Source organism: Rhabdochlamydiaceae symbiont of Dictyostelium giganteum, from assembly GCF_964291045.1.
Classification (GTDB): Bacteria; Chlamydiota; Chlamydiia; order Chlamydiales; family Rhabdochlamydiaceae; genus PALSA-1444.
Map to the genome: position 1 here is coordinate 1,292,058 of NZ_OZ197277.1, position 23,668 is coordinate 1,315,725.

The window sequence follows — 23,668 nt, forward strand, 5'->3', positions numbered from 1 at the left end:
AAGAGGAAAAAAGTAGAAGTTGCAATCAAAGCAGGCATACTTAACAAAGTAATTTCTAGAAAATATGGATAAAAGTTCCTGGAAAAAGGGAGCTACTGTCATTTTTTTGCTCTAAAATATTGTTTTTCCAGCATTAGTACAACAAACCCTGTTTGATCCCAAAATATGCCGGGTTATATTATAAAAAATTACCAACCAAGGATGAGTTATGAGATCAAACAGCTAGAGTCAAGCGAGTGATTTTCCTGCTTAACTTTCTTCAGTAGCCTATTATCTTCAATCCTCGTCTTGCCTCTTTTCCTCTGAAGACTCTAAAGAGGGTGGAAGAGCTTGAGGAATATGGATACGAAAAAGCTGATGAAGCGCGACTTTCTCTCCATATAAATCCACACCCTTTTCAATATATCTTCGAATAAATGCCTCGTAATCGTACAGGGTGCCCCGATAAAGGATTGGTTTTATTGGGGCATCTTGAAGATAAGGACAAATGTCTGTAGAACATAGAGCTCTTTCTATATTAGGAAGAAGATCCCACTGCATTATGGAGACTCTTCTTTGATACCTTATCCAAGGGTCCCACGTAGCTAAAAATGCGCTAAGTTCAGCCTCTGTTTCTTCTTGTAACACTTCCTCTCCCACTCTATCGATCTTTTCATCTGAAATATCAACATACCGTCTAAAAAGCATATTTTTTGTTTCAATAGGAAGATGGAGCATTTCTTGTAACCTTGTATGAAATGCCATATGCACTTCTACTTCATCCACAAAGCGAAGTGTCTTGATATACTTCCTTATGTTTTGATTCAGCTTTTCTAAAAGGAAAAAACCTCTCCCAGCAATTTTAAGCTCTTCCTCTGTGATAGAGGGACGCTCTAAATGACAGAGTTTTTGATAAAAGCCAATATCATCCAGAGTTGTCATCACACGGTCATCGCAAGATGAAAGCCCTTGATGGATCAAAAACGCGGCATGGTGACAAAATGTTTCATCTGTTTCCATCAGTTGAAGCATTGTGAGTACGCGGACTGCAAGAGCACTCCTTGTAGAGCTGTTATAATAATCTTCAGTCCCTGTAAGACGTATCAAAAATGTTAACAGATTTTCATGATCTTGCACCTCAGTGAGATTTTGATGCAGCTTGTGACACACTGTTTCAGGATCTAGAAATTCCCCTCCAGCTTCTTCTTGCCAAAACTGAATAGCAGGAAGTAATGTGCTAAATTCGATGATATAATCATCAGCAGCACCTATTGAAAAGTGAAATTGCATCCCTTCGATATTTACAGTATCTTCTTCCAATCTTCTCATCACTGCAGGTGAGAGCCCGCATCCCGTAAGGTATACAGTACGCTCCTCCCCATTAGAACAGCTGCCTAAAGTTGTAATCCAATTGGGTAAAGATGTCAGATACGTGCAGTCACTTAAATCTAAATTCCCTCCCAATTTTAGAGTGGGAGATAAAGCTGTAAGAGCTATGCAATGAGAGAGATTAAGGTTATTTCCTATTTCTAAATCTTCAGGGAGATGAGTGAGTCCTGTGCAATAAGAGAGGTTAAGATTTCCTTTTATTTTAAGCCTCTTAGGTACAGCAGTAAGAGCTTTGCACCCCGAGAGGTTAAGGTCTTCTCCTACTTCTAAATTTTCAGGGAGATAGGTCAATCCCATACACTCATAGAGATTAAGATTTCTCTTTACTTTAAGCCCCTTTGGTACAGCAGTAAGAGCTTTACACTTAGAAAGATTAAGATCTTGTCCTACTTCTAGATCTTCGGGAAGATCTGTCAGCCCTATACAATAAGAGAGGTCAAGATCCCCTTTTACTTTAAGCCCCTTAGGTACAGCAGTAAGAGCTACGCAACTAGAGAGATTAAGATCTTTTTCTACTTCTAAATCTTCTGGAAGATCTATCAGCACTATACACTCAGAGAGATTAAGATTTCTCTTTACTTTAAGCCCCTTAGGTACAGCAGTAAGAGCTTCACACCTAGAAAGATTAAGATCTTGTCCTACTTCTAGATCTTCGGGAAGATCTGTCAGCCCTATACAATAAGAGAGGTTAAGATCCCCTTTTACTTTAAGCCCCTTGGGTAGAGTAGTAAGAGCTACGCACCTAGAGAGATTAAGATCTTTTTCTACTTCTAAATCTTCTGGAAGATCTATCAGCACTATACACTCAGAGAGATTAAGATTTCTCTTTACTTTAAGCCCCTTTGGTACAGCAGTAAGAGCTTTACACTTAGAAAGATTAAGATCTTGTCCTACTTCTAGATCTTCGGGAAGATCTGTCAGCCCTATACAATAAGAGAGGTTAAGATCCCCTTTTACTTTAAGCCCCTTGGGTAGAGTAGTAAGAGCTGCGCACCTAGTGAGATTCAAATCTTTTCCTACTTCTAGATCTGAGGGAAAATGAGTTAGTTTTGTACAATCACGGAGATTAAAGTCCCTGTTTACTTTAAGCCCCTTGGGTAGAGCAGTAAGAGCTGCGCACCTAGAGAGATTAAAATTTTTTCCTACTTCTAAATTTTCGGGAAGATCTATCAGCCCTATACACTTAGAGAGATTAAAATCCCCCTTTACTTTAAGCCCCTTGGGTAGAGCAGTAAGAGCTGCGCACCCAGAGAGATTGAGATCTTGTCCTACTTCTAGATCTTCAGGAAGATCTGTCAGCTTTGTACACTCACGAAGATTAAGACTTTTCTTTACTTTAAGCCCCTTTGGTAGACTAGCAAGAGCTTTATACTCCGCAAGATTAAGATCTTGTCCTACTTCTAGATCTTCGGGAAGATCTGTCAGCTTTGTACACTCACGAAGATTAAGACTTCTCTTTACTTTAAGCCCCTTTGGTAGACTAGCAAGAGCTTTACACTCCGCAAGATTAAGATCTTGTCCTACTTCTAGATCTTCGGGAAGATCTGTCAGCTTTGTACACTTACGAAGATTAAGACTTCCCTTTACTTTAAGCCCCTTTGGTACACTAGTAAGAGCTTTACACTCCGCAAGATTGAGATCTTGTCCTACTTCTAGATCTTCGGGAAGATCTGTCAGCTTTGTACACTTACGAAGATTAAGACTTCCCTTTACTTTAAGCCCCTTTAGTAGACTAGTAAGAGCTTTACACTCCGAGAGGTTAAGGTCTTCTCCTACTTCTAGATTTTTAGGGAGGTAGGTCAACCCCATACACCCAGAGAGATTAAAATCCCCTTTTACTTTAAGCCCCTTTGGTAGATTAATAAGAGCTTTACACTTAGAAAGATTAAGATCTTGTCCTACTTCTAGATCTTCAGGAAGATCTGTCAGTTTTGTACACTCATGAAGATTAAGACTTCTCTTTACTTTAAGCCCCTTTGGTAGACTAGCAAGAGCTTTACACTCCGCAAGATTAAGATCTTGTCCTACTTCTAGATCTTCGGGAAGATCTGTCAGCTTTGTACACTGAGAGAGATTAAGACTTCCCTTTACTTTAAGCCCCTTAGGTACAGCAGTAAGAGCTTTACACTTAGAAAGATTAAGATCTTGTCCTACTTCTAGATCTTCGGGAAGATAGGTCAGTCCTGTACACCCAGAGAGGTTAAGACTCCCCTTTACTTTAAGCCCCTTTGGTAGGACAGTAAGAGCTTTACACCCAGAGAGGTTAAGATCTTTTTCTACTTCTAAATCTTCAGGTAATGGGATTAGAGATATATCACGAAAACAAAGTGAACCTTGTATCTTAACATTTTTGGATTGTAAAAGGGCAAAAGCCTGAGTATTAGAAGAATCAATGGTTACATCACCTTTAATCACAATATCATGAGAAATACCTTCCAAACTTGTGAGCTGATGTAACTCTTCTGCTAAAAAGGCTTGCCTAAACTCTATATCATGAAAATTGAGTGGAGGATTAAGAGGTGAAAAGCGGGGATACCCGGCACTTGAAATATGCATAAAAATCCTTATTTTTTAATGAATTCCTCTTTTTAATCACGGTTTTGGTTGGAAGTGGAAATTCAGAAAAAGAATAAGCAAAAGGGGCGTGAATTGAGGATACTAAACTCTCTCATAAGAGCTTTTTTTTGTAAATATAGTTTTTCTTGCATAGAATCATTGGGTAATGAGGAGGTTGTACTTAGACTGGGTGTGTTGCGCTAATCTATTCATAAGTCAGAAAAGGAATAGGGAAAATTTTTATTGATTAAAGAAGAAGCAGGGAGATTAGACTTTTTATCATCACACAAAAAGGAGATCCCATACAATCACGACGTAGCTAGGCAAAGCATAAATTCTTTCTCTTCCTAAAAACCTTGTTAGACATAGGCAATTGTATTAGATTCTACAGGATTAAAAATGTAGGGAGCAAAGAGAGTGGCAAAGCTTCTAAATATGGAAGAAAATCTAAGTGGAATAAGCTCCATATAGTAATGGATTTAAAGACACAAGATATTATCTTAGCTGAAGTGAGAGATGAGTATGAACTTGGATACTGCTCATTTTGAAAAAGCACTTAAAAAAGATGGTAGCGAGAAGGAGAGAGCTCTCATAAATGGCATCGCTGACAGTGAAAAATGCAGCCCCAAGCAAAGAAGTATAATAAGGAGCTTCTTACTCTCCTCTAGACAAGGAGCGATTATTCATGATGAACCTGTGCAGAAAAAAAGAAATGAAGCTGCTGGCATCATCAAGGGATTAGGAAATGATCTAGAAGCTAGACCATTATGGGGAAAATTGACGAGATATAGTCAAAGATCTTGGTAGAAAGTATGATATCTGGATGCCAGGGCGCTTTAACTAAAATATTTTGATAGTAGATGGCATACATGGCATACTAGATCCTCACACGGAGGAACTCACGGCACGGCGTCAGCCCATTGATACTAAAATTCTAGAAGCTAGCAAGACATTTGATGCTCATCTATTTGCAAGTACTGTTAAAGGCTCATTTGCAGATTTCCCAGATTATAGGCGTAACCAACAGAGAGTTTTATACCCTATTTGGTATCTATCTCTTGTCGTTCTGTGTGGATTCTTTTGTGGCTGTAATACAATTGAAGAAATTGCTGAGTATGCTTACCATCAACAAGAGTGGTTTTTATCTATTCTTGGAGAAAATGTCTCCTCACCTTCTCATGGAACTTTATGATGGTTTTTAGTTAAAACTCCTCCTAGAGCCCTAAAGAGTTATTTGCAAAAATGGTTTAGTAAAATTCTCAGGTTCCTTACAAGATCAACTGCTTGCACTGGATGGTAAAAGATTAAAGGGAGCAAGTTTTTTAGGTGACATTACCCATGTCGTAGAGTTATTTGCTGCTGAGGATAGGCTCTGTCTTGCTGTAGAGAGAGTTCCAGATAAAACAGTAGAAAAGACCACATTACCGATCATTTTAGAGCAAGTTGATGTAAAGGGCGCAATTATCTCTGGAGACGCGCATTTCACTGTGCCAGAAACAGCTGAGAAAATCATCGATGCAAAAGCAGATTACTTACTGGCTGTAAAAAACAACCAACCATCTCTTTATGCTGAACTGGAGAATTTTTTCGATCAAGCTCATGCAGTAGAATGGGAAGGAGTGTCACACCTATTTTACCAAGAGTTAGATAAAGGGCATGGACGAATTGAATCTAGGGAAGTCAGGGTTATAGAAGAGTTAGACTGGCTCCCTCAGGCAAGTAAATGGATAAAGCTAGCTTGTTTGATTGAAATCAGGTCAAAGAGAGAGAAAAGTGGCCCAGATGAAGGAGAGTTATCCAGACGATTTTATCTCTCTAGCTACCAAGCACCAGCGAAAGATTTTGGAAAATGGATCCAGCAACATTGGAGTATTGAAAATCAATGCTACTTAATAGCAGATGTGATTTTTGAGGAAGATGATAACTTAATGGATAGTGGAAATAGTGCGGAGAACCTAGAACTGTTTAGAAGATTAGCGATGAATATGGCAGCCGTTGCTGATCCAGAAAGAGGCCTTGCTTCAGTGAGAAGGGCAGCTCGTTTTGGAACCGGCTATCTGAAGGGATTTTTGGCAACGATTTTCTGTAGCAAAGTGTCAAGTAATTCTAATTAAAGGGCCCTGGATGGATTGCTTATCGCCATTCATGAAATATATCAAGAGTTATTTCGTAAAGGGATGCAGACTATGGAGTCAAAAGTATCTAAGTACATAAATAGTCGGCCCTGATTTACTCGTTTAAGGATTAAAATATCCTCATTTATTTTTAGGCATATCTTTGGTCAGCTTTAAATTGTAGGTGATCATTCCATAGTTTTAGGGTCCATAACTGTAAAAGAGCATAAAAAATCCTTAGCTTTCTAAGGATTATTCTAAAATTATGTCCTATTGCAGAGAGGCTTGCTTGCATTTGGTCACCAAGGATTCCTTTGAGATAACACCTGCCTAATTTACAATCTTGCTTCATGTGTCCTATCCACGGCTCTATAGCTTGCCTTCTCTTAAGTACCTTCTTAAGGGAGCGAGGTAGCTTTTTTGTCCTACTTATCAACACTTCTGCATCATCCACATCATGCTTTCTAAATCCTAGATCAACTAAAATACGCCTAATGGTAGCAGAGCTATTTTCTTCCCCATTTTTCTTGGCAGCTTTAAGTAGATGGCCATTATAAGGGGCTGCGGGGTATGCTTTTGAACTTAAGATAATCCCTTTTTTCTCTGTAAGAAGAATACACACTTTACACCCAAACTCATAAGGCTTAGCCACTTTACCTTTAGCAATACAAGATACATGAGGTTCATGACAACTATAGATTTTAGATGTATCATTCCGCTCCTGAAGGACAAGTCTTGTTCCAATTGCAACTTCTTTAAAAAGATCTCTAGGACAAGTTTCTAAAATAGGATCTAGCTCTTGTAACACCTTTCTCACATATGTTCTTAAACGCCCTAAGCATGTTGCTGCTCTTCTATACCTTTTGCAATGTCTCCATTTTTGGTACTCAAAAAGAGCTTTTTTAGCAACCCGAAGATAGGTCCGTTTTAAAGGAATATGGGCTTTATGAACTTCCTTTACAATCCTCTCTAAGCTACGTTTAAGCAATTTAGCATCAACGGGATAGCTAATGGCTTTAGGCATTACAGTTGTATCCGTAATTGCTTGATTTAGCTCTGCAGGAGCGATTGTTTTAGTGCTCACAGCTACTGAAATAGAAAGCTTAAGAATTTTTTCTAATCCTTCAGGGCCTAGCCTCTGACGCCATCTAGTCAGTGTTGTAGGATGGATAGGAAAATCTTGCTGAAAAAAATCATACCCACAAAAAAATTGCCAGTATACATTTTCTACCCATGTTGATACCACGCTTTCATCAGAGAAGTTGTAGGTATTTTGCAAAATCAAAATACCTACAACAACTCTTGTAGGAACAGGCGGGCGGCTAACTCCTACTGTAAAATACTCTGCACACTCTTCTTCAATTGTTTGCCAAGGGATGGAAGCTGCTAGTTTACAAAGCTCGTGATTAGGATTGATCATCTGGCTTAATCTAGTTTTAAAAAGCTGATCTTGGTTTTGAACAAGCGATTTTGGCTTCATCGATTTTCCCTATTTTAAACTAACAATTATAAAAAATAGGCCTATCTTCTGCATCTTATTTTGATTTTTCTATAGAGAAATAGACTAAATCAGGGCCGACTAAATACTCTCCATAGCATAGAAATCCCCCTCCTTCTTCTTTATCCATTATAACTCTCCTAGAGCTGGGGGTGCTTTTTTTGAGGGGTATGTAGTGGATTCTTAAAGCCCTGAGTATGATTTGCAACTTGGGGTGTTTTTGAGACTGTCTTAGCCACTTTTTTACTTAAGGTTAATTTTTGCATCTTTTCTGTTGATTGCTCTACCTTTTCTTCTAAAGAAGGCACTTCAGGCTGAGCTGGTAAGACTACTTTAGTTTTTTTACACGCTAAGTACACCGCTTCGCTTTTTTCAACAATGGATCTTGCAAGATCATCAACGAAAAATTTTACTGAATTAATGCCCCTCGCCTCTGCCTCTTTACTCCTTTCCATATCGGCGATCATGATTTGCATTTCTCGTTCATCTTGTCCCAGTACTTCAGACGCTGGATCAATGTAATCCTCAGCATCTTTCCAATAGTACCCACTATACAATAGCCGTGTCTTACATACGGTTTCTTTAAACACACGGGTAAAAAAACCAGGATTTTTCTCTAGCTCATCAAGCTTGAGATATCGAATATTTTTATCTCTCATCTCCTGTGTTCTATACTCATGAGGAACTTCCATACCGCGTCTAGTAAACTGCTCAATAAGCCTGGGGGCAAGAATTTCCACTCTTTCTTTGCCTTCATTATCGGTATGCATCTTGATCCATACTTCAAATGTAGTTGGATTAATTAAAACCCTACATGTCATAGAAATTTCCTTATTCTTTATATCTTATAATGACCAAGAGCTGCGGTTGTTTTCTTTGAGGAGGCATGTAGTTGATTCTTGAAGCTCGTGGTATGATTTGCAACTTGGTGTGTTTTTGAGGCCGTCTTAGCCACTCTTTTACTCAAGGTTAATTTTTGCATCTCTTCTGTTGATTGCTCTACCTCTACTTCTAAAGAAGGTACTTCAGGTTGAACCGGTGAGACTAATTTAGTTTTTTTACACGCTAAGTATACCGCTTCGCTTTTTTCAACAATTGATCTTGCAAGATCATCAACGAAAAATTTTATAGGATTGACACCACTCGCCTCTGCCTCTTTACGCCGCTCCATATCGGCAATCGTGATTTGCATTTTTCGTTCACGTTGTCCAAGTGCTTCAGAAGCTGGATCAATGTAATCCTCAGCATCTTTCCAATAGTATCCACTATACAATAGCCGTGTCTTACATACGGTTTCTTTAAACACACGGGTAAAAAAACCAGGATTTTTCTCTAGCTCATCAAGCTTGAGATATCGAATATTTTTATCTCTCATCTCCTGTGTTCTATACTCATGAGGAACTTCCATACCGCGTCTAGTAAACTGCTCAATAAGCCTGGGGGCAAGAATTTCCACTCTTTCTTTGCCTTGATCATCCGTATGCATCTTGATCCATACTTCAAATGTATCTGGACAGATTAACACCCTACACGCCATAGAAATTTCCTTATTCTTTACACCTTATAATGACCAAGAGCTGTGGTTGTTTTCTTTGAGGAGGCATGTAGTTGATTCTTGAAGCTCGTGTTATGATTTGCAACTTGGTGTGTTTTTGAAGCCGTCTTAGCTACTCTTTTACTCAAGGTTAATTTTTGCATCTCTTCTGTTGATTACTCTACCTCTACTTCTAAAGAAGGTACTTCAGGCTGAGCCGGGGAAGGTAATTTAGTTTTTTTACATGCCAAGTACACCGCTTCGCTTTTTTCAACAATGGATCTTGCAAGATCATCAACGAAAAATTTTACTGGATTGATACCCTTTGCTTCTGCCTCTTTACGCCGCTCCATATCGGCAATCATGATTTGCATTTTTCGTTCACGTTGTCCAAGTGCTTCAGAAGCTGGATCAATGTAATCCTCAGCATCTTTCCAATAGTATCCACATTGTAATAATTGTGTTTTACACACCGTCTCTTTAAATACATGGGTAAACAAATCCGGATTTTTCTCTAACTCATCAAGCTTAAGATTATAAATACCTTGGTCCCTCATCTCCTGAGTAGCATAGTATTGGGGAACTCTCATTCCAAATTTAGTAAATCGATTGATAAGTCTGGGCGCAAGAATTTCTACTCTTTCTTTGCCTTGATCATCCGTATGCATCTTGATCCATGCTTCAAATGTATCTGGACAGATTAACACCCTACATGTCATAGAAATTTCCTTATTCTTTACACCTTATAATGACCAAGAGCTGTGGTTGTTTTCTTTGAAGATAGCTGGAGTTGATTCTTAAAATTTGTGGTATGATTTGCAACTTGGTGTGTTTTTGAGGCTGTTTTAGCCACTCTTTTACTCAAGGTTAATTTTTGCATTTCTTCTGTTGATTGCTCTACCTCTACTTCTAAAGAAGGTGCTTCAGGTTGAGCCTGAGAAGGTAATTTAGTTTTTTTACATGCTAAGTATACCGCTTCACTTTTTTCAACAATGGATCTTGCAAGATCATCAACAAAAAATTTTGTAGGATTGACGCCCCTCGCCTCCGCCTCTTTACGCCGCTCCATATCGGCAGTCATAATTTGCATTTCTCGTTCATCTTGTTCTAGCGCTTCAGAAGCTGGATTAATGTAATCCTCAGCATCTTTCCAATAGTATCCACATTGTAATAATTGTGTTTTACACACCGTTGCTTTAAACACGCGGGTAAAAAAATCAGGATCCTTTTCTAAATCATCAAGCGTGAGATATTCGGTATTGATATACTTCGCCACTTGCTCCCCACGGTAAGGAGGAATTTTCAATCCCCATTGGTTAAATCGATGGATCAGTTTAGGCGCAAGAATTTCTACCCTTTCTTTGCCGTGATCATCCGTATGCATCTTGATCCATGCTTCAAACGTAGTTGGATTAATTAATACTCTACATGTCATAAGAACCTCCTTACCCGATATAGTTGATTCTATAATAGAAATTAAATAACATCAAATTAAATGATATTAAAAATATTCTAAAAAATATATTTTTAATACAAAAAAATGCAATAAATTGAATACGATTATCTCGATTAACAAGGATATATCCGTAACCATATAGGTACGGATATCTCTGCTATAAATCGAAAATACGCATCTCATTTTGAATAGTGCTAACTGTTACAGAAAGATCGTTGGTATTTCTGAGCTTAGCCCCCACGTTTTCAATCCAACCTAACATCTGTTCATCCGATGCGTGATCAAAATCATATTTGGTAGATTGATCTAATTTATCTTTACTATTAAAACACTCTTTAAGGATCTTTATATATTCATTACAATATTTTTCTGAATAAAGAACCTTTATTGATTCATCAAAATCTCTTAGTTTTATCTCTCTCGATAACTCCTTAATTATCTCTATCTCATCCATTGTATAGGAATCTTTTTTGTATTTTAAACTCTTCTCATGATCAATCCCATAGCAGGTATAGGTATCTCCTTCTTTCTTGTATAAAATATTTGAAAAATTTCGATCATGGTTAATAAAAAGAAGATCAAAGATCAATAATTTTCTCAGCGCAGGGAGGAGTGAATGTACCTCTTCTTCTGGAATCTGATCAAAATTTATGGTATCTGAAATAAATGGTTGAATCGTTCCTGATACCCCTCTAAATCGAATGGAAAATACTGCAGGGATAGGAAACTGCTCATGGAAATTCATTTTAAACGCATAGTGCTCACAATCTCTAATATCAGTTTCATTAAAATCTTCCTCAAGAGTTGCAGGTTTAAAGACCCACTCAGGAGCAAACTCTTGTGTCCTTAAGATAAAAACAGGATGTTGATTACTGACTGAAAACCAGTCGTTAGCTGTATACAAAGGGCAATGATTAACTTTATCCATCAACTTTTCATCATTTTGATTCTTAAAAAATTTTATAAGAGGAAAAAATTTGATCTTTTTTTGCTTTTGTATTTCTCGCATTTCATCGGTATATTGCCTGGCTTGTGTCATTATCTTAACAAAATCCCTCTCCTGAGGAAGAGCCTTTAAGCAATCAGCTAAAGAATGAATCACTAAAGCTGCATGAGGCCGAATGAATGACATCTCTTGTTGAAGATGCACTTGACTGAATGGATCAAGCTCGGAATGAAATAGACAGGCATGCGCCTCTTGAATAAATTCCTCTGTTAAGACCTTATTTTCAATATGCTCTTGTAACGCCTCAAATACGAAAATTGCTATCTTTTCTACAGAAAGATCTTCAGGAATGGGAAGTGAGATGAGCTTTTCAAGACGTCTTATCATTTCTTGGCTTAAAGCTTGTGATCCTTTTACAAGAGCCATCTTTGTCTCTACTAACTGTATTGAAGAGGAAGCTTGATCTCTTGGTGAAATAGGCTCTTGAATCGTTGAAGAAGAAGTTGTTGTTGTTGTGGTTTGAATAGGTTTTTTTATAGTAGGATCTTCTAACTGCTTATCTTGCTCACGCATTTCTTGATGAGCAGATACTAGTTGTGTGTCTTGATCCCTAGACTCTAAAGGAGGGAGAGTATTCATCTTTTTGATAGATTGCGTAATCTCTTCTTTACCTAATGATCTTTTTCTGATCAAAGGCTCTATACTTTCTTTTACAACTGCGTGGGTTTTACTAGCTGTTTGCTTTTGAGAAAGCGTCTCTTCATGCTGAGTCTTACCGCTTTGATGAATTCTAGGAGAACTCTCATCGCTACTTCCTTCACTCTCAGGACTTGAGTGAGAGTGTGAACTCATATTTGAAACATTCATTCCCATAGAATCACCTATTTTTACAATGCAATCTTAATTGTATTAATATCATATTTTTAATTTTAAATCGTTATTATTTAAAATTAATTTTATTTATTTTTAAGAATGATCTAAAAATAAGATGCCTTATAAAACAGTAAAGGAAGGGCCAATTGAAGTTTTTGTAAGGAATAAAACTTCAAAGCTATGTGTATGTTATATTACAGGATAAAAACATCCATCTTTCCTCCCGCTTTCACATCAATCAGCCGTATTTCTCTTAAGATGTGTAGAAAAAATATAGGATTAAATGATTTTAAAGATGCGCTTTAGAGGGAATATAAGACGCTCTGATATTTTCTACCTGTGTGCTTTTTGGTAAAGATGAGAGACTGTCTGTAAACTTAATAAAATTGCTATTATGGTATAATTATTCTTCTAATCATAGGAGGAAAAAACCATGGCTCGGCAAAATTATCCGTCTGATTTAAATGATAAAGAATGGGATTTAATCAAAGAATTTGTAGAAACAGATTTTTCAAAAGGAGGCAGACCTTATAAATACTCTCGAAGAGAAATCTTAAATGGCTATTTTTATGTCTTAAAAACAGGCTGTCAGTGGAGATATCTTCCATCAGATCTTCCTCATTGGAAAACCGTTTATCTACAACATAGAAGATGGATGAGGCAAGGGATTTTTGAGGAAATTTATAAGAAGCTACACCGACTCGAGAGACTGAGGAATAATAAAACTCCTAAACCGTCAGCTGGGATCATTGATAGCCAGTCTATAAAGACTGGAGAAAAAGGCGGTATTAGAGGCTTTGACGGAGGAAAAAAAAATCAAGGGACGTAAGAGGCATCTACTCGTTGATCATTTAGGATTTCCTCTAGCACTAGAACTAACTGCAGCTAATGTAGGAGATCGAGAGGGATTTAAGTTGCTGTTAGACAAATACAAAGAGAACACTCCCAATATAGTTTTTGCAGATAGCGGATATAAAGGTAAGGATTTTGAACAAGAGTGCATGAATCAGGGGGTAAAAGTACAGCCCGTTCCAAGGAATGAAGGTTGGTGTCTGAAGACAAATTCTTTAAAAGTTATTCAGGGATTTCAAGTTGTTGCTAAAAGATGGATTGTAGAGAGATCATTCGCGTGGCTGGGTAAATACAGGCGTATGGTAAAGGATTATGAGTTGATACTGACTGTAAGCAAGGCCATGATTTGGATGGTATTCATTAGATTACTCTTAAGTAGACTTGGGAATTAAGGTTTACAGACCATCTCTGAGTTAATATTATTTTCTTTATCTTAAGATGTTCAATAACATAAAATACATTGAATTTAATGAGGAAATAGTGAGAAAATTAATCTATTAATGATTTTTTATTTATAGGATTTATGACAACATTAAATCAAGATATCTATTCTCTTAAATTGGCAATACACGCTCTTACTCCTCAAGAAAAAGCTCCCTTTTCATCTCATGAAACACTCTCTCAGCTGGCTAAAATCAGCCGTATTGCCCTCCCTCTTTTAAAAGGGTTAGATACACTGTTTTTTCATATTAAATGCATCAATCACTGTTTTTCTCTCATCACAGGTTATTGTATTGCACTCAAAGTCCTCCCCTTCTCTTGGATCTACTCTCATAATCATGTGATTCATCTTGCTGCACGTCTAACAGCTAAGCAAATTACATGTTTACAGATGATGAGATTGAATCCTGATGACGCTTCTTCTTACTTCAATTTAGCCCTTTCTTTAACAGACCCTCACCAAAATGTGGTGATAGGGAATAAACCGTGGAATCAAAAAAGTCTTTATTTAGAAGCGATCAATATTAATCCAAACCTTGCAGAAGCTTATCTACATCTCGGAAATACTCTCTCTTCTGAAGATTGCACTACACTTCTTAATGGAGTTGTTATGACTGAGCAAGAGCTTTATCTAAAAGCTATTGATCTTTGTACCAAAGAGCTAGATCTTAATCCTAAGGCTCTAGATCTAAACCCTATTCTTGCAGAAGCTTATCTTAATTTAGGAGTCACGCTCTCTGATAAAGAAACTATATCCATCGACGGGTTAGAGGTCACTGATCAAGATCTTTATTGTGATGCTATTGATCTTAATCCCCATCTTGCAGAAGCTTATCTCAATTTAGGAAGCACTCTTTCTCTAGATGAAACAGCCACGCTTTTAGATAATAGAGTCATGACAAGGGGGGAGCTTTATTTAGAGGCACTCAAGCTTGATCCTTCTCTTGGAGAAGCTTATTTTAATCTGGCAGGGCTCCTTTTACCTAACGAAACTGTGACTCTTAACGGAATCACCTATTCTGAAAAAATGCTTTATTTAAAATGTATTGAGCTTGAATCTGCAGAAGCTGAAGCGTACTTTGATTTAGGAACTCTTTTAGAAGATCATGAAACCATCACACTGAGTAACGGCTCTTCACTCACTAAACAAGCGCTTTATCTTAAAGCAATTGAGAAAGATCCAAACTTTTTAGATGCTTATTTCAATCTCGCTTTAACGCTATCAGATCAAGAGACAGTTACTCTTTTGGACGGTATACCCCTTAATCAACAAAAGATTGCTCTTAAAATGATCGATCTAGATGCCTCTTATCAAGATGCCTACCACCTTCTCATTAAGACATTTTCAGAAGATCAAGAAGATATTACCTTATTAAATGAGACACTCTTATCCCGGGACGCTCTTTTGAAAAAAGTGTCTCCGCAACCCCTTCAAAGTAAGAGAAAATCCATAGGCTCTTCCTTTGTAAAAAAATCTCCTTTAAAAACAGAATAAAGAATTGTTTTTTTAAGCTAGAAGGGTTTTTAGTTAACTCTTCTAGCTTAAAGCATCTTTAGTCCCTCTTTTTAAAGAATTTCTTTAAATTCTCTCTCTTCAATCACCAAAACACCAAGTGACCTTGCTTTTTCAAGCTTAGATCCAGCTTCATCTCCAGCAAGAACATAATCTGTTTTTTTACTGACAGATCCTGTCACCTTACCGCCTCTTTCTTTAATAAGACGTGTCGCTTCATCCCGGCTAAACTCTTGCAGACTTCCCGTTAAAACAAACACTTTATCATAAAAGAGATGATCTGTTCTTGTGATTTGAGAAGGAGGAATCGGTGCAATGCCTTGAGTTAGAAGCGCTTTGACTTCTTCTTGATGAAGAGGATTTTTAAAAAACTCTATTAGAGCCTCTGCCATCTTCTCTCCAACCCCTTGAATATTTTTTAGCTCCTCTTGAGACATTAAAGAGAGTCTGTCGATAGAGCCTGCAGCTTTAGCTAGAACTTCTGCCGTTTCTTCTCCAATGTATCTGATACCAAGAGCCAAAATAAACCGAGAGAGCGTGATGTGCTTAGACGCTTCAATACTTTTCAGTAAATTATGAATGGCTTTATCTTTAAATCCTTCAAGAAGCGCTAGATCATCATGAGAGAGTGTATAGAGATCTGATGCTTTTTGAATCAGCTTTTTTTGAACAAGCTGGGTCACAACTTTTTCTCCTAAATGCCGAATATCCATCGCATCTTTAGAGGCAAAGTAAGCAATCTGCCGTATTTGCTGCTCTTCACATCTTAAGGAGTTAGAGCATCTCATAGCTACTTCTCCAGGAATATGCACAACTACACCGTGACAAGAGGGGCACTCTTTTGGCATTGTCCAAGGAAGTGACCCTTCTTCTCTTCGAGTAAGATCAACATGCACAACTTTCGGGATCACATCTCCCCCCTTTTCAATCGTCACAAAGTCCCCTTTACGGATATCTTTACGCATCACCTCTTCTGCGTTATGAAGAGTGGCTCTTGCAATGCAGCTTCCAGCTAAATTCACAGGCTTTAACTCCGCAACAGGAGTTAAGACCCCTGTTCTTCCCACTTGCACAGTAATATCTTCAATCTGTGTATACGCCTGTTCAGGAGCAAATTTATAAGCCGCTGCCCACCTGGGGCTTTTTCCTGTAGATCCTAAGAGAGACCATAACTTTAAAGCATCCACTTTAATCACAATGCCGTCGATATCAAACGGAAATGTTTTGCGGCTTTTCTCGACATGCGCTGCAAACGATAAAATCTCTTCAAGAGAAGAGCACGCTTTAAAGTGATCTGGATGAAAGACAGGAAGCCCCCACTCTTTTAAAACGGTGTGCACTTGATGCTGAAACTGCACACATGTGTTTTCTGCTGCAAACCCATAAAACACAATGGAGAGTCCCCTTGTAGCTACTTCTTTAGGATCTAAGAGCTTAAGAGCGCCAGCTGCTGCATTACGGGGATTAGCAAGAGGCTCTTCCCCAGCTAATTCTTTTTCCTCATTCAGCTTTTGAAACATTGATCTTGGCATGTACACCTCAGCTCTTAACTCTACCTCCTCTGGAATATTTTCCCCATGAAGCGCTAAAGGAACTGACCGAATGGCCCGGATATTGGCTGTAACATCATCCCCTTTTTTCCCATCACCCCGTGTTAGTGCCTGGGTGAGGACTCCTTTTTCATACCTTAAGGAGACGGCAATCCCATCCATTTTAAGCTCTGTGCAAAAGGAGATATGATCTTTTTCTAAAATCTTCTGGATTCTTCCTATGAAGCTGACAATCTCTTCTTCTTCATACGTGTTTTGTAAAGAGAGCATCGGGACTTTGTGACTCATCTGCCGAAACCCCTCTGTTGTCTTTTCTAAAACCCGCTGAGTAGGAGAGCTTTTTTTCACCCACTCAGGGTGCTCTTTTTCCATGAGAAGCAGCTGTTGATACAGCTGATCATATTCATAATCGGTAATCAGCGGTGTATGTTCTACGTAATAGAGTCTGTCGTGCTTTTGGATCTCTTGAATCAGCTGTAAATACATCAAATGTGTCATAGGCATCGTTATGTGTTAGGGGTTTCTCTTGTTAAGAGTAAGGATTTTTGTTGTTCATGCCGGACCCAGGCAAGGTAAAAAAAGCCTGTTAAGCAGAAAAGGGCTCCTAAAAAAAGGACAGGGAAAGGGCCGGTAAACTCACAGAGAAGAGTTGATATCCCAGGGATGAGAACACCTCTTAAACCAACGGTGAGGACATTAACTGTTGAAAAAGGCGTACTCCCCTCTTCTCCTGCAAATAAAGGGCCTGATAAATGCCAACTTAAGTGACTTCCTGCTTGCGCAATACCGTAGAGAAAAAAAGCACAATAAAACATGACAGGGTACCAAAAAGCGAGCATCCAGCTAAATGCTCCTAGCGCAAAGAAGAGATTGGCTAAACTTGTCATGAGAAAGATATTTTCGTAAGAGATCTGTTTTCTCCAAAAAGGAATTGCCATTACAAATCCTAGCCCCATCCACACAAATCTCCCCCAAGCCACCATAGAGTGCGTGAGTAAAAGATCATCTGAGGTGTAGATCACAAGCGCTGGCATCACCATCATAAGGCCCGTGCCCCCTAACATAAACCCTATTTGAAACCTGGCAAAATCGGGCCTTCTTTTGAGAAGTGTTAAGCTATCTTTCCAAGGCGTTTTAAAAAAAGAGCCTGAGGGTTTTGATGCTCCTTCTTGCAGGAGAATCGGCATTTTGGCTTGGATCAAAATCGATAACAACCCGATAAATCCCCCTGCAAAAAACAGCATTTTCCACATTTCTCTATGGTGATCCATCCAAGAGCCAATGAAGCATCCTAGCACAATGCTTAAGAAAAAATTTGAAGCTGCTGTCCAAGAGAAAATGGTTTCTCTGATTCCAGGAGGGGCGTTTTGTTTGAGCACTTCCATGTGCGCAGGAAGAGATCCTTTTTGAAAGAAATGAAAAATAGCTAGCGAGGTAATAAAAAGATACGGGTCACTCATAAAAGGAAACAGAAGAAACGGAAGCCTGGCTAAAAGAGATGCTGTAATCCAATTCGAGCGTAACTTTTCTTTTTGATAGGTTAAAGCCGACCCCCAATAAAAAGAAAAAAGAGAAACCACAGGTTTGATCATATTTAAAAGCGCAATTTGCCCCCCTGTCACCTGAAGCTCTTTCCGTAAAATGAAAGGAAGCATCGCGACAAAACAGGTTAAGGGCTCACTTAAGAGCCCAGATAGGGTCATGGATAGCCATGTTCTTTTGTGAGAGTAAGAGGGATTATCCATGCATCACTTCTTTTAAAAACAGTCTCTATTTTTCAAACCGATCAAGCACAACTTTTTTTCCTGCCTCTAAAACCATTTTAGAATTTACTAGATATCTTTTTAAACGATCTTTCCGAAAGGATTTGATTTCTTTAGGAAAAATAAGCTCTACACTTCTTGATCCTTTCGGATAAATTGTCACTGTTCTAATCTGCTTTTTCACCCATTCAATAGCAATTTCATCCTGAGTTAAAGTGCAGATGTGACCCATTCTTCCTGCAGGAAAATCTTTTGGAAGAGAAGGGAGAAATTTCCATGTATCCCCTGTTTCTTCAAAAAAAAGCGGCCGTACGGCTTGATACCCAGCATGAAAGAGGGCAAAGGGAGACCCTGAAATGTTTCCCTCTTTTACAATCCCTTGATACGTATCATCGATAAGCCTGGGAACAAGCATATCTTTAAAGCCTGCCTCTAAAAATAATAAGAGCTGATTTGGGGCATCATGACACGAGGGAAATTGCAGAAGATCTAATACGGGAGCTACCCCCTCTCTTAGAGGCATCTGCTGAGAGAGCGCAAAAAAGACAGGGAGCATCTCGTGAATCTTTTTCTTCGCTTTAATCCGTGCCCAATCAAGCTTTGTGTGCTTTCCTAAAGAGAGCCTCTCTCCTTTTTTTAAAACTTTTTCATAAGAAATGGAGATGACTTTCTCTTTTTTCTCTTTATCAAAGGTGAGCTTGACTCCTTGATCTACTGCCTCTAAGCACACTCTTTTAAAGCCATTTGCACTTTGCCCAAACACCTTAATACAGCTGTGATAAAGATCAAGCTCAGCTGTAAATCCTTGAATCGGCCCTTCCCAATCTAGACTCTCCTCCATCTCTTCTCCGTTATCTAGATTGAGGAAGATGAGCCTTGTTGGATACGCTTTTACAATCAAAGGCGTAAGAGGAAGAGGTAAGGAAATGCCAGGTTCATGAGAAAATGGTTTAAGCTCTTTGGCAATAGAAATAGTCATAAGACAACTTCTCCTAATAACCCTTCAGGAAGGTTGTCAATACACTTCACTTTGACAAGCGTGTTTCTAGGTACAGTAGTTGTTAAATATACAGGCAGGAAGTTTTCTGAATGCCCAAACCTCTTCTCCTCTTCTTCAACAAGCACCTCTAAATAGGTGCTAACATAAGGCTGCCGCATGGCAAAAGAGAGTCTTTCGGCCTCTCTTAATACAATATCTTTTCTTTGCTGCATCACTTGAGGAGAAATCTTTCCAGGGTAAAGAGCCGCTCTTGTTCTTTCTCTTGGACTGTAGGGAAACATGTGCACCTTTGCAAATTGCACCTCTTTCATGATGTCTAATGTCTCTTGAAAATCTTGCTCACTCTCCCCTGGAAATCCCACAATAATATCGGTTGTAACGGTAAATTGAGGACTGGCTTTTTTTAGCTTATCTACAGTCTCTAAAAATATTTGCTTTGTATATTTCCGGTTCATCCGTTTTAAAATGAGATTAGACCCTGCTTGAAGAACAATATGCATCGAATGACACGTTTTTTTCCCTTCCAAAACCGCCTGCATGAGATTGTCATCAATTTCATCAGGGTCAATGGAAGATATGCGGATACGCTCTAGCCCCTCAATTTGATCCACACTTTTTACAAGATCGGTTAGCTTTTCCCCGTTTTCTCCTTCATAATCTCCAATATTAATCCCTGTCAGCACAACTTCTTTGTAGCCTGATCTTACAAGCTCATGAACCTCTTCAAGTATTTTAGGAAGAGGTCTTGATCTTGATCTTCCTCTCACATACGGGATGATGCAGTAGGTGCAAAAGGAGTTGCATCCATCTTGCACTTTAACAAACGCTCTTGTATGTGCGGCAAATTGATCAATTTTAAATTCAGGGAGATCTTCTGTAGGAAACACCTTATTCAAAAGATTTTCTTTTTCTTGATTGGAGACGACAAGGGTAACCCCTTCAATTTTCTTGATCTCCTCAGGCAGCCTTTCTGCAAGACACCCTGTTACTACAATTTGAGAGTTTGGGTATTGTCTATGCAGCTGACGGATTTGATGGCGGCTACTGCTATCTGCACTTTCTGTGACCGTGCAGGTATTCACAATACAAATTTCTGCTGGTTCATCAGCTGTCGCTTCTTCATACCCCATCTCTCTTAATTGAGTGGCATACGCTTCTGATTCATACTGATTGGTGCGGCATCCAAGGGTGGCAATTCTAAATTTTTTCGTAGACATAGAGAATGATTATATCACACATTCTCAAAATAAGCCCATCCTGTTTCCTTAACCTCTTTTACCAAGGCTTAAAATATCCCGCCTGTTTCAAGGAGATATAGCCACTTGACCCTACAATCAAATGATCTTCTAAATGAATGCCCATGATCTTACCGGACCTGCTTAAATGGTGCGTCATTTCAATATCTGCTTGAGAAGGAGTCGGATCTCCTGAAGGGTGGTTGTGGGCTAAAATCAGGCTGCACGCTTTATGACGAACAGCTGGATAAAACACCTCTCTTGGGTGAATGAGCACCTCTGATAGCGTTCCTATAGAGACGGTTTCAATGGAGATAAGCTTTTCCTTAACATCTCTTAAAATCACCATAAGCACTTCTTGTTTAAGGATTTCAAGTTCATGCCGAATGAGCTCATACGCTCTTAAAGCGTCAATACGGACATGATTTAAGGGTTCAGTGAGCTGTACTTTTTGCGCAAGGCCAAGAGCCGCTTTTAATTTTACCGCTTTTGCAAGTCCAAGCCCTTTAATCTCCATGAGTTCTTCAATAGAGGCGTGCATGAGTTTTTTCAAAGAACCAAAATGACTTAAAATCTGCGCTGCAAAATCTAAAACAGAGGCTTTTTTCGTCCCCGTTGTGAGAAGAATTGCTAACAGCTCTTGAACAGAAAGAGCTCCTATTCCTTGATTTTTTAATCTCTCGCGAGGTCTTTCAGAAGGAGGGAGCTCTTTAACATTCATAACACAAGAAATGGCTTGATTTTGTATTCAAGACGAAGAGGAACATCAACCGTAATGATCACATCATTTTCTTCATAATTGGATTCAATCACATGCCCTTCTCTCATGAGAAGAGTGACTAAAGCATATTCACTTTGAGGAATCCTGAGTGTAACTGTTTTTCTTAAGTTTTTAACCTCTTCAACCATCTTTTCAAGAAGATGATCAAGTCCTTGGCCTGTCAATGAAGAGATTTCAATCGCTTCAGGATACATGCATCTAAGCTCTTCATAAGACGCTTTATCTTCAACTTTATCCACTTTACTAAAGAGGGTGATCATGCGCTGAGATGCAGCGCCAAGCTCTTTAAGAACGTCCATGGTTGTCTTGGCTTCAATAGGTGCTAGCTTATTACTCACATCAATGAGATGGATTAAAACATCGGTGCAAAGCGCCTCTTCAAGCGTACTTTTAAACGCTGTAATGAGTGTATGAGGAATCTTTTTAATGAACCCTACGGTATCAATTAACACAACCTCTTGATGTGTCGGAAGTGTGTAGTGACGCGTTGTAGTATCAAGCGTTGCAAACAGTTTATCTTCGACAAAGACACTCGATTCTGTCAGTTTATTTAAAAGAGAAGATTTTCCAGCATTCGTATACCCAACAATTGCAAAAGAGGGAACAGATAACCGCACCCGTTTTTGTCTTTGCGTTTGACGATTTTTCTGAACAACCTCAATCTCTTCTTGAAGCTGCTGAATACGGGTTTTTACAAGCTGTCTATCCACTTCAATTTGAAGCTCTCCAGCCCCTCTTAAATACCCTCCGCTACCTCCGCCGCCGCCGCCTCCCCTTTGTCTAGAAAGGTGCGTCCACATCCGTTTAAGACGGGGCATCAAATATTTAGATTTTGCGAGGTCCACTTGAAGTCTTGCCTCTTTGGTTTGTGCTCTTTGCGCAAACACTTCAATGATGAGCTCTGATCGATCAATGACGGGTCTTTTGAAGAATTTTTCTAAGTTGCGTTGCTGATTGGGGGTAATTTCTTCATCAAAAATCACCACTTCAGCAAGAGTTTCTTCAAGAGCTAAAAGAATTTCATCTAATTTACCTTGTCCTAAAAAGGTTGAGGATTCGATTTTCCTTAAAGGACACACTTCTCTTCCCACTTCAGTAAGACCATAAGTCTCTCCTAGCCTTTTGAGCTCGTTTACGCTCTCTTGGCTCTCTTCTTTGGACTGCCTCGAAGAGTAAGTCCCGATCAAATAGGCGGTTTTCGCCTCTTTAAAATTGCTATCTGTTAACATAAAATTGTAATCTCAAGTCCATCATACGCTAGCTGAACATCTGCTGGCAATAATAGATTTGTTTTTTGATGATCTAATTTGTGGGAGACGTGAGAGAGCCATGTCATTTTAGCCCCAATTTTTCTCGATAATTCAACTGCTTCATCAAGACTTAAATGTGAGGAAGACGGCTCCATTTGAAGGCCGCTAAGCACAAGTGTCTCCACGCCTTGTAATTGCTCAATCAGGGAAGAGGGGTAGTGTTTGACATCAATGAGATAGGCAAAATTCCCGGTTCTATATCCAGTCACTACTGTATGATTTTGTTCATAATACACCGCGCTTAACTCTAAATCACAAAATTGCACATGGTGATCCAGCGGCGTTAAAACCTGAAAATGAAAATACGGAGTTTTACCCGGGGAAGAAGAGGCGTCAATCAGATACGATGTGCGGTGTTTAAGTTCTATATACGCTGAATCAGAGAGAAGGCAGTTAAGCGGTTTTTTTTGAAAAGAGAACACTTTAAGATCATCAAATCCTGCAATATGATCATAATGCGCGTGTGTAATCAGCGCCCCGTCTAAGTGATGGATGTGATACTTTAGCGCCTGTTCTCGAAAATCTGGCCCTGCATCAATTAAAATTGTCTTACCTCGTATCTTAAGTAATCCGCTTGATCTTCTCCGTTTATTATGAGGATCTACTGAGAGGCAAACACAACATGTACAAGAAATTACAGGAACACCTGTTGATGCCCCTGTGCCTAAAAATATAAAAGAGCCTAGATGATGCATCTTTTCCCTCCTCCCTAATCCCTGCTGACTTTTTTAGCATCGCATCTTCATGAATTGGCAACAATCTTTAAATGAGAGCTATTTTAAAATTCTCTCCTTTACACCCCCTGCCTAAAAATGGCGCATTTTTACATGTTTGTATAAAAATGACAAAGTCTGTACAATTTTGAATTCTAGCAAGTC

The 23,668-nt window shown here is 38.8% G+C and carries 20 protein-coding genes; 6 read left to right on the forward strand and 14 right to left on the reverse strand.

Going from position 1 to position 23,668, the window contains the following annotated elements; translation table 11 throughout:
* Window positions 1-276: 276 nt before the first annotated feature.
* Complete coding sequence (locus ACI7T6_RS04470) at window positions 277-3,924, reverse strand: NEL-type E3 ubiquitin ligase domain-containing protein (protein WP_404665188.1); 3,648 nt, start codon at window positions 3,922-3,924, stop codon at window positions 277-279.
* A 522-nt stretch (window positions 3,925-4,446) separates the two neighbouring features.
* Between ACI7T6_RS04470 and ACI7T6_RS04475 the strand changes: the two genes are divergently transcribed.
* From ACI7T6_RS04475 to ACI7T6_RS04485, 3 genes are read left to right on the forward strand one after another with little or no spacing between them, the layout of a single operon-like run.
* Complete coding sequence (locus ACI7T6_RS04475; protein WP_404665189.1) at window positions 4,447-4,731, forward strand: hypothetical protein; 285 nt, start codon at window positions 4,447-4,449, stop codon at window positions 4,729-4,731.
* A 43-nt stretch (window positions 4,732-4,774) separates the two neighbouring features.
* Window positions 4,775-5,116 carry a transposase family protein gene (locus ACI7T6_RS04480; RefSeq protein ID WP_404665190.1) on the forward strand — a complete coding sequence of 114 codons (342 nt, stop codon included), beginning with the start codon at window positions 4,775-4,777 and terminating at the stop codon, window positions 5,114-5,116.
* Between the two features lie 40 nt (window positions 5,117-5,156).
* Window positions 5,157-6,038, forward strand: a complete 882-nt coding sequence (locus ACI7T6_RS04485; protein ID WP_404666136.1) for an ISAs1 family transposase — start codon at window positions 5,157-5,159, stop codon at window positions 6,036-6,038.
* Between the two features lie 151 nt (window positions 6,039-6,189).
* On the opposite strand, the gene ACI7T6_RS04490 is transcribed toward ACI7T6_RS04485, so the two are convergent.
* From ACI7T6_RS04490 to ACI7T6_RS04515, 6 genes are all read right to left on the reverse strand, one after another.
* Window positions 6,190-7,518: an IS5 family transposase gene (locus tag ACI7T6_RS04490; protein WP_404665191.1), complete on the reverse strand. Its 1,329-nt coding sequence runs from the start codon at window positions 7,516-7,518 to the stop codon at window positions 6,190-6,192.
* 158 nt (window positions 7,519-7,676) lie between these two features.
* The gene (locus ACI7T6_RS04495; RefSeq protein WP_404665192.1) at window positions 7,677-8,357 is read right to left on the reverse strand and encodes a hypothetical protein; all 681 of its coding nucleotides are present in this window, start codon (window positions 8,355-8,357) and stop codon (window positions 7,677-7,679) included.
* A gap of 17 nt (window positions 8,358-8,374) precedes the next feature.
* Window positions 8,375-9,073 carry a hypothetical protein gene (locus ACI7T6_RS04500; RefSeq protein WP_404665193.1) on the reverse strand — a complete coding sequence of 233 codons (699 nt, stop codon included), beginning with the start codon at window positions 9,071-9,073 and terminating at the stop codon, window positions 8,375-8,377.
* Window positions 9,074-9,246: 173 nt separating this feature from the next.
* The gene (locus ACI7T6_RS04505; RefSeq protein ID WP_404665194.1) at window positions 9,247-9,789 is read right to left on the reverse strand and encodes a hypothetical protein; all 543 of its coding nucleotides are present in this window, start codon (window positions 9,787-9,789) and stop codon (window positions 9,247-9,249) included.
* A 17-nt stretch (window positions 9,790-9,806) separates the two neighbouring features.
* Window positions 9,807-10,505, reverse strand: a complete 699-nt coding sequence (locus ACI7T6_RS04510; RefSeq protein WP_404665195.1) for a hypothetical protein — start codon at window positions 10,503-10,505, stop codon at window positions 9,807-9,809.
* Window positions 10,506-10,683: 178 nt separating this feature from the next.
* Window positions 10,684-12,339: a hypothetical protein gene (locus ACI7T6_RS04515; RefSeq protein ID WP_404665196.1), complete on the reverse strand. Its 1,656-nt coding sequence runs from the start codon at window positions 12,337-12,339 to the stop codon at window positions 10,684-10,686.
* A gap of 439 nt (window positions 12,340-12,778) precedes the next feature.
* Here ACI7T6_RS04515 and ACI7T6_RS04520 point away from each other — a divergent pair, with 439 nt between their 5' ends.
* The 3 genes from ACI7T6_RS04520 (at window position 12,779) to ACI7T6_RS04530 (ending at window position 15,133) form a co-directional block, all read left to right on the forward strand.
* Window positions 12,779-13,174, forward strand: a complete 396-nt coding sequence (locus tag ACI7T6_RS04520) for a transposase (RefSeq protein ID WP_404665197.1) — start codon at window positions 12,779-12,781, stop codon at window positions 13,172-13,174.
* A complete protein-coding gene (locus ACI7T6_RS04525) occupies window positions 13,143-13,589 on the forward strand; it encodes a transposase (RefSeq protein WP_404665198.1) in 447 nt (148 codons plus the stop codon). Before ACI7T6_RS04520 ends, ACI7T6_RS04525 begins: the two co-directional genes overlap by 32 nt.
* A gap of 131 nt (window positions 13,590-13,720) precedes the next feature.
* On the forward strand, window positions 13,721-15,133 hold the full coding sequence (locus ACI7T6_RS04530; RefSeq protein ID WP_404665199.1) for a tetratricopeptide repeat protein: 1,413 nt from the start codon (window positions 13,721-13,723) through the stop codon (window positions 15,131-15,133).
* Window positions 15,134-15,204: 71 nt separating this feature from the next.
* Here ACI7T6_RS04530 and ligA read toward each other — a convergent pair whose 3' ends face one another.
* Genes ligA through ACI7T6_RS04565 form a run of 7 tightly spaced genes read right to left on the reverse strand, consistent with a single transcriptional unit; the run spans window position 15,205 to window position 23,485 of the window.
* Window positions 15,205-17,199: an NAD-dependent DNA ligase LigA gene (gene ligA / locus ACI7T6_RS04535; protein WP_404665200.1), complete on the reverse strand. Its 1,995-nt coding sequence runs from the start codon at window positions 17,197-17,199 to the stop codon at window positions 15,205-15,207.
* Between the two features lie 8 nt (window positions 17,200-17,207).
* The gene (locus tag ACI7T6_RS04540) at window positions 17,208-18,446 is read right to left on the reverse strand and encodes an MFS transporter (protein WP_404665201.1); all 1,239 of its coding nucleotides are present in this window, start codon (window positions 18,444-18,446) and stop codon (window positions 17,208-17,210) included.
* 25 nt (window positions 18,447-18,471) lie between these two features.
* Window positions 18,472-19,443 (reverse strand): hypothetical protein, encoded by a 972-nt coding sequence (locus ACI7T6_RS04545; protein WP_404665202.1) that lies wholly within the window; start codon window positions 19,441-19,443, stop codon window positions 18,472-18,474.
* On the reverse strand, window positions 19,440-20,681 hold the full coding sequence (gene mtaB / locus ACI7T6_RS04550; RefSeq protein WP_404665203.1) for a tRNA (N(6)-L-threonylcarbamoyladenosine(37)-C(2))-methylthiotransferase MtaB: 1,242 nt from the start codon (window positions 20,679-20,681) through the stop codon (window positions 19,440-19,442). The genes ACI7T6_RS04545 and mtaB overlap by 4 nt, the downstream gene beginning before the upstream one ends.
* 58 nt (window positions 20,682-20,739) lie before the next feature.
* Window positions 20,740-21,420: a DNA repair protein RadC gene (gene radC, locus ACI7T6_RS04555; RefSeq protein ID WP_404665204.1), complete on the reverse strand. Its 681-nt coding sequence runs from the start codon at window positions 21,418-21,420 to the stop codon at window positions 20,740-20,742.
* Entirely contained in the window at window positions 21,417-22,709 is a 1,293-nt protein-coding gene (gene hflX, locus ACI7T6_RS04560; RefSeq protein ID WP_404665205.1) for a GTPase HflX, read from the reverse strand. The genes radC and hflX overlap by 4 nt, the downstream gene beginning before the upstream one ends.
* Complete coding sequence (locus ACI7T6_RS04565; RefSeq protein WP_404665206.1) at window positions 22,703-23,485, reverse strand: MBL fold metallo-hydrolase; 783 nt, start codon at window positions 23,483-23,485, stop codon at window positions 22,703-22,705. The genes hflX and ACI7T6_RS04565 overlap by 7 nt, the downstream gene beginning before the upstream one ends.
* Window positions 23,486-23,668: the final 183 nt, after the last annotated feature.

What these genes read in the sequence shown, in the direction of transcription:
- mtaB (WP_404665203.1), bottom strand. Translation starts at nt 20,681, where the DNA reads ATGTCTACGAAAAAATTTAGAATTGCCACCCTTGGATGCCGCACCAAT.
- ACI7T6_RS04505 (WP_404665194.1), bottom strand. Translation starts at nt 9,789, where the DNA reads ATGACATGTAGGGTGTTAATCTGTCCAGATACATTTGAAGCATGGATC.
- radC (WP_404665204.1), bottom strand. Translation starts at nt 21,420, where the DNA reads ATGAATGTTAAAGAGCTCCCTCCTTCTGAAAGACCTCGCGAGAGATTA.
- ACI7T6_RS04545 (WP_404665202.1), bottom strand. Translation starts at nt 19,443, where the DNA reads ATGACTATTTCTATTGCCAAAGAGCTTAAACCATTTTCTCATGAACCT.
- ACI7T6_RS04540 (WP_404665201.1), bottom strand. Translation starts at nt 18,446, where the DNA reads ATGGATAATCCCTCTTACTCTCACAAAAGAACATGGCTATCCATGACC.
- ACI7T6_RS04520 (WP_404665197.1), top strand. Translation starts at nt 12,779, where the DNA reads ATGGCTCGGCAAAATTATCCGTCTGATTTAAATGATAAAGAATGGGAT.
- ACI7T6_RS04495 (WP_404665192.1), bottom strand. Translation starts at nt 8,357, where the DNA reads ATGACATGTAGGGTTTTAATTAATCCAACTACATTTGAAGTATGGATC.
- ACI7T6_RS04565 (WP_404665206.1), bottom strand. Translation starts at nt 23,485, where the DNA reads ATGCATCATCTAGGCTCTTTTATATTTTTAGGCACAGGGGCATCAACA.
- ligA (WP_404665200.1), bottom strand. Translation starts at nt 17,199, where the DNA reads ATGACACATTTGATGTATTTACAGCTGATTCAAGAGATCCAAAAGCAC.
- ACI7T6_RS04530 (WP_404665199.1), top strand. Translation starts at nt 13,721, where the DNA reads ATGACAACATTAAATCAAGATATCTATTCTCTTAAATTGGCAATACAC.
- ACI7T6_RS04475 (WP_404665189.1), top strand. Translation starts at nt 4,447, where the DNA reads ATGAACTTGGATACTGCTCATTTTGAAAAAGCACTTAAAAAAGATGGT.
- ACI7T6_RS04500 (WP_404665193.1), bottom strand. Translation starts at nt 9,073, where the DNA reads ATGGCGTGTAGGGTGTTAATCTGTCCAGATACATTTGAAGTATGGATC.
- ACI7T6_RS04470 (WP_404665188.1), bottom strand. Translation starts at nt 3,924, where the DNA reads ATGCATATTTCAAGTGCCGGGTATCCCCGCTTTTCACCTCTTAATCCT.
- hflX (WP_404665205.1), bottom strand. Translation starts at nt 22,709, where the DNA reads ATGTTAACAGATAGCAATTTTAAAGAGGCGAAAACCGCCTATTTGATC.
- ACI7T6_RS04510 (WP_404665195.1), bottom strand. Translation starts at nt 10,505, where the DNA reads ATGACATGTAGAGTATTAATTAATCCAACTACGTTTGAAGCATGGATC.
- ACI7T6_RS04490 (WP_404665191.1), bottom strand. Translation starts at nt 7,518, where the DNA reads ATGAAGCCAAAATCGCTTGTTCAAAACCAAGATCAGCTTTTTAAAACT.
- ACI7T6_RS04515 (WP_404665196.1), bottom strand. Translation starts at nt 12,339, where the DNA reads ATGAATGTTTCAAATATGAGTTCACACTCTCACTCAAGTCCTGAGAGT.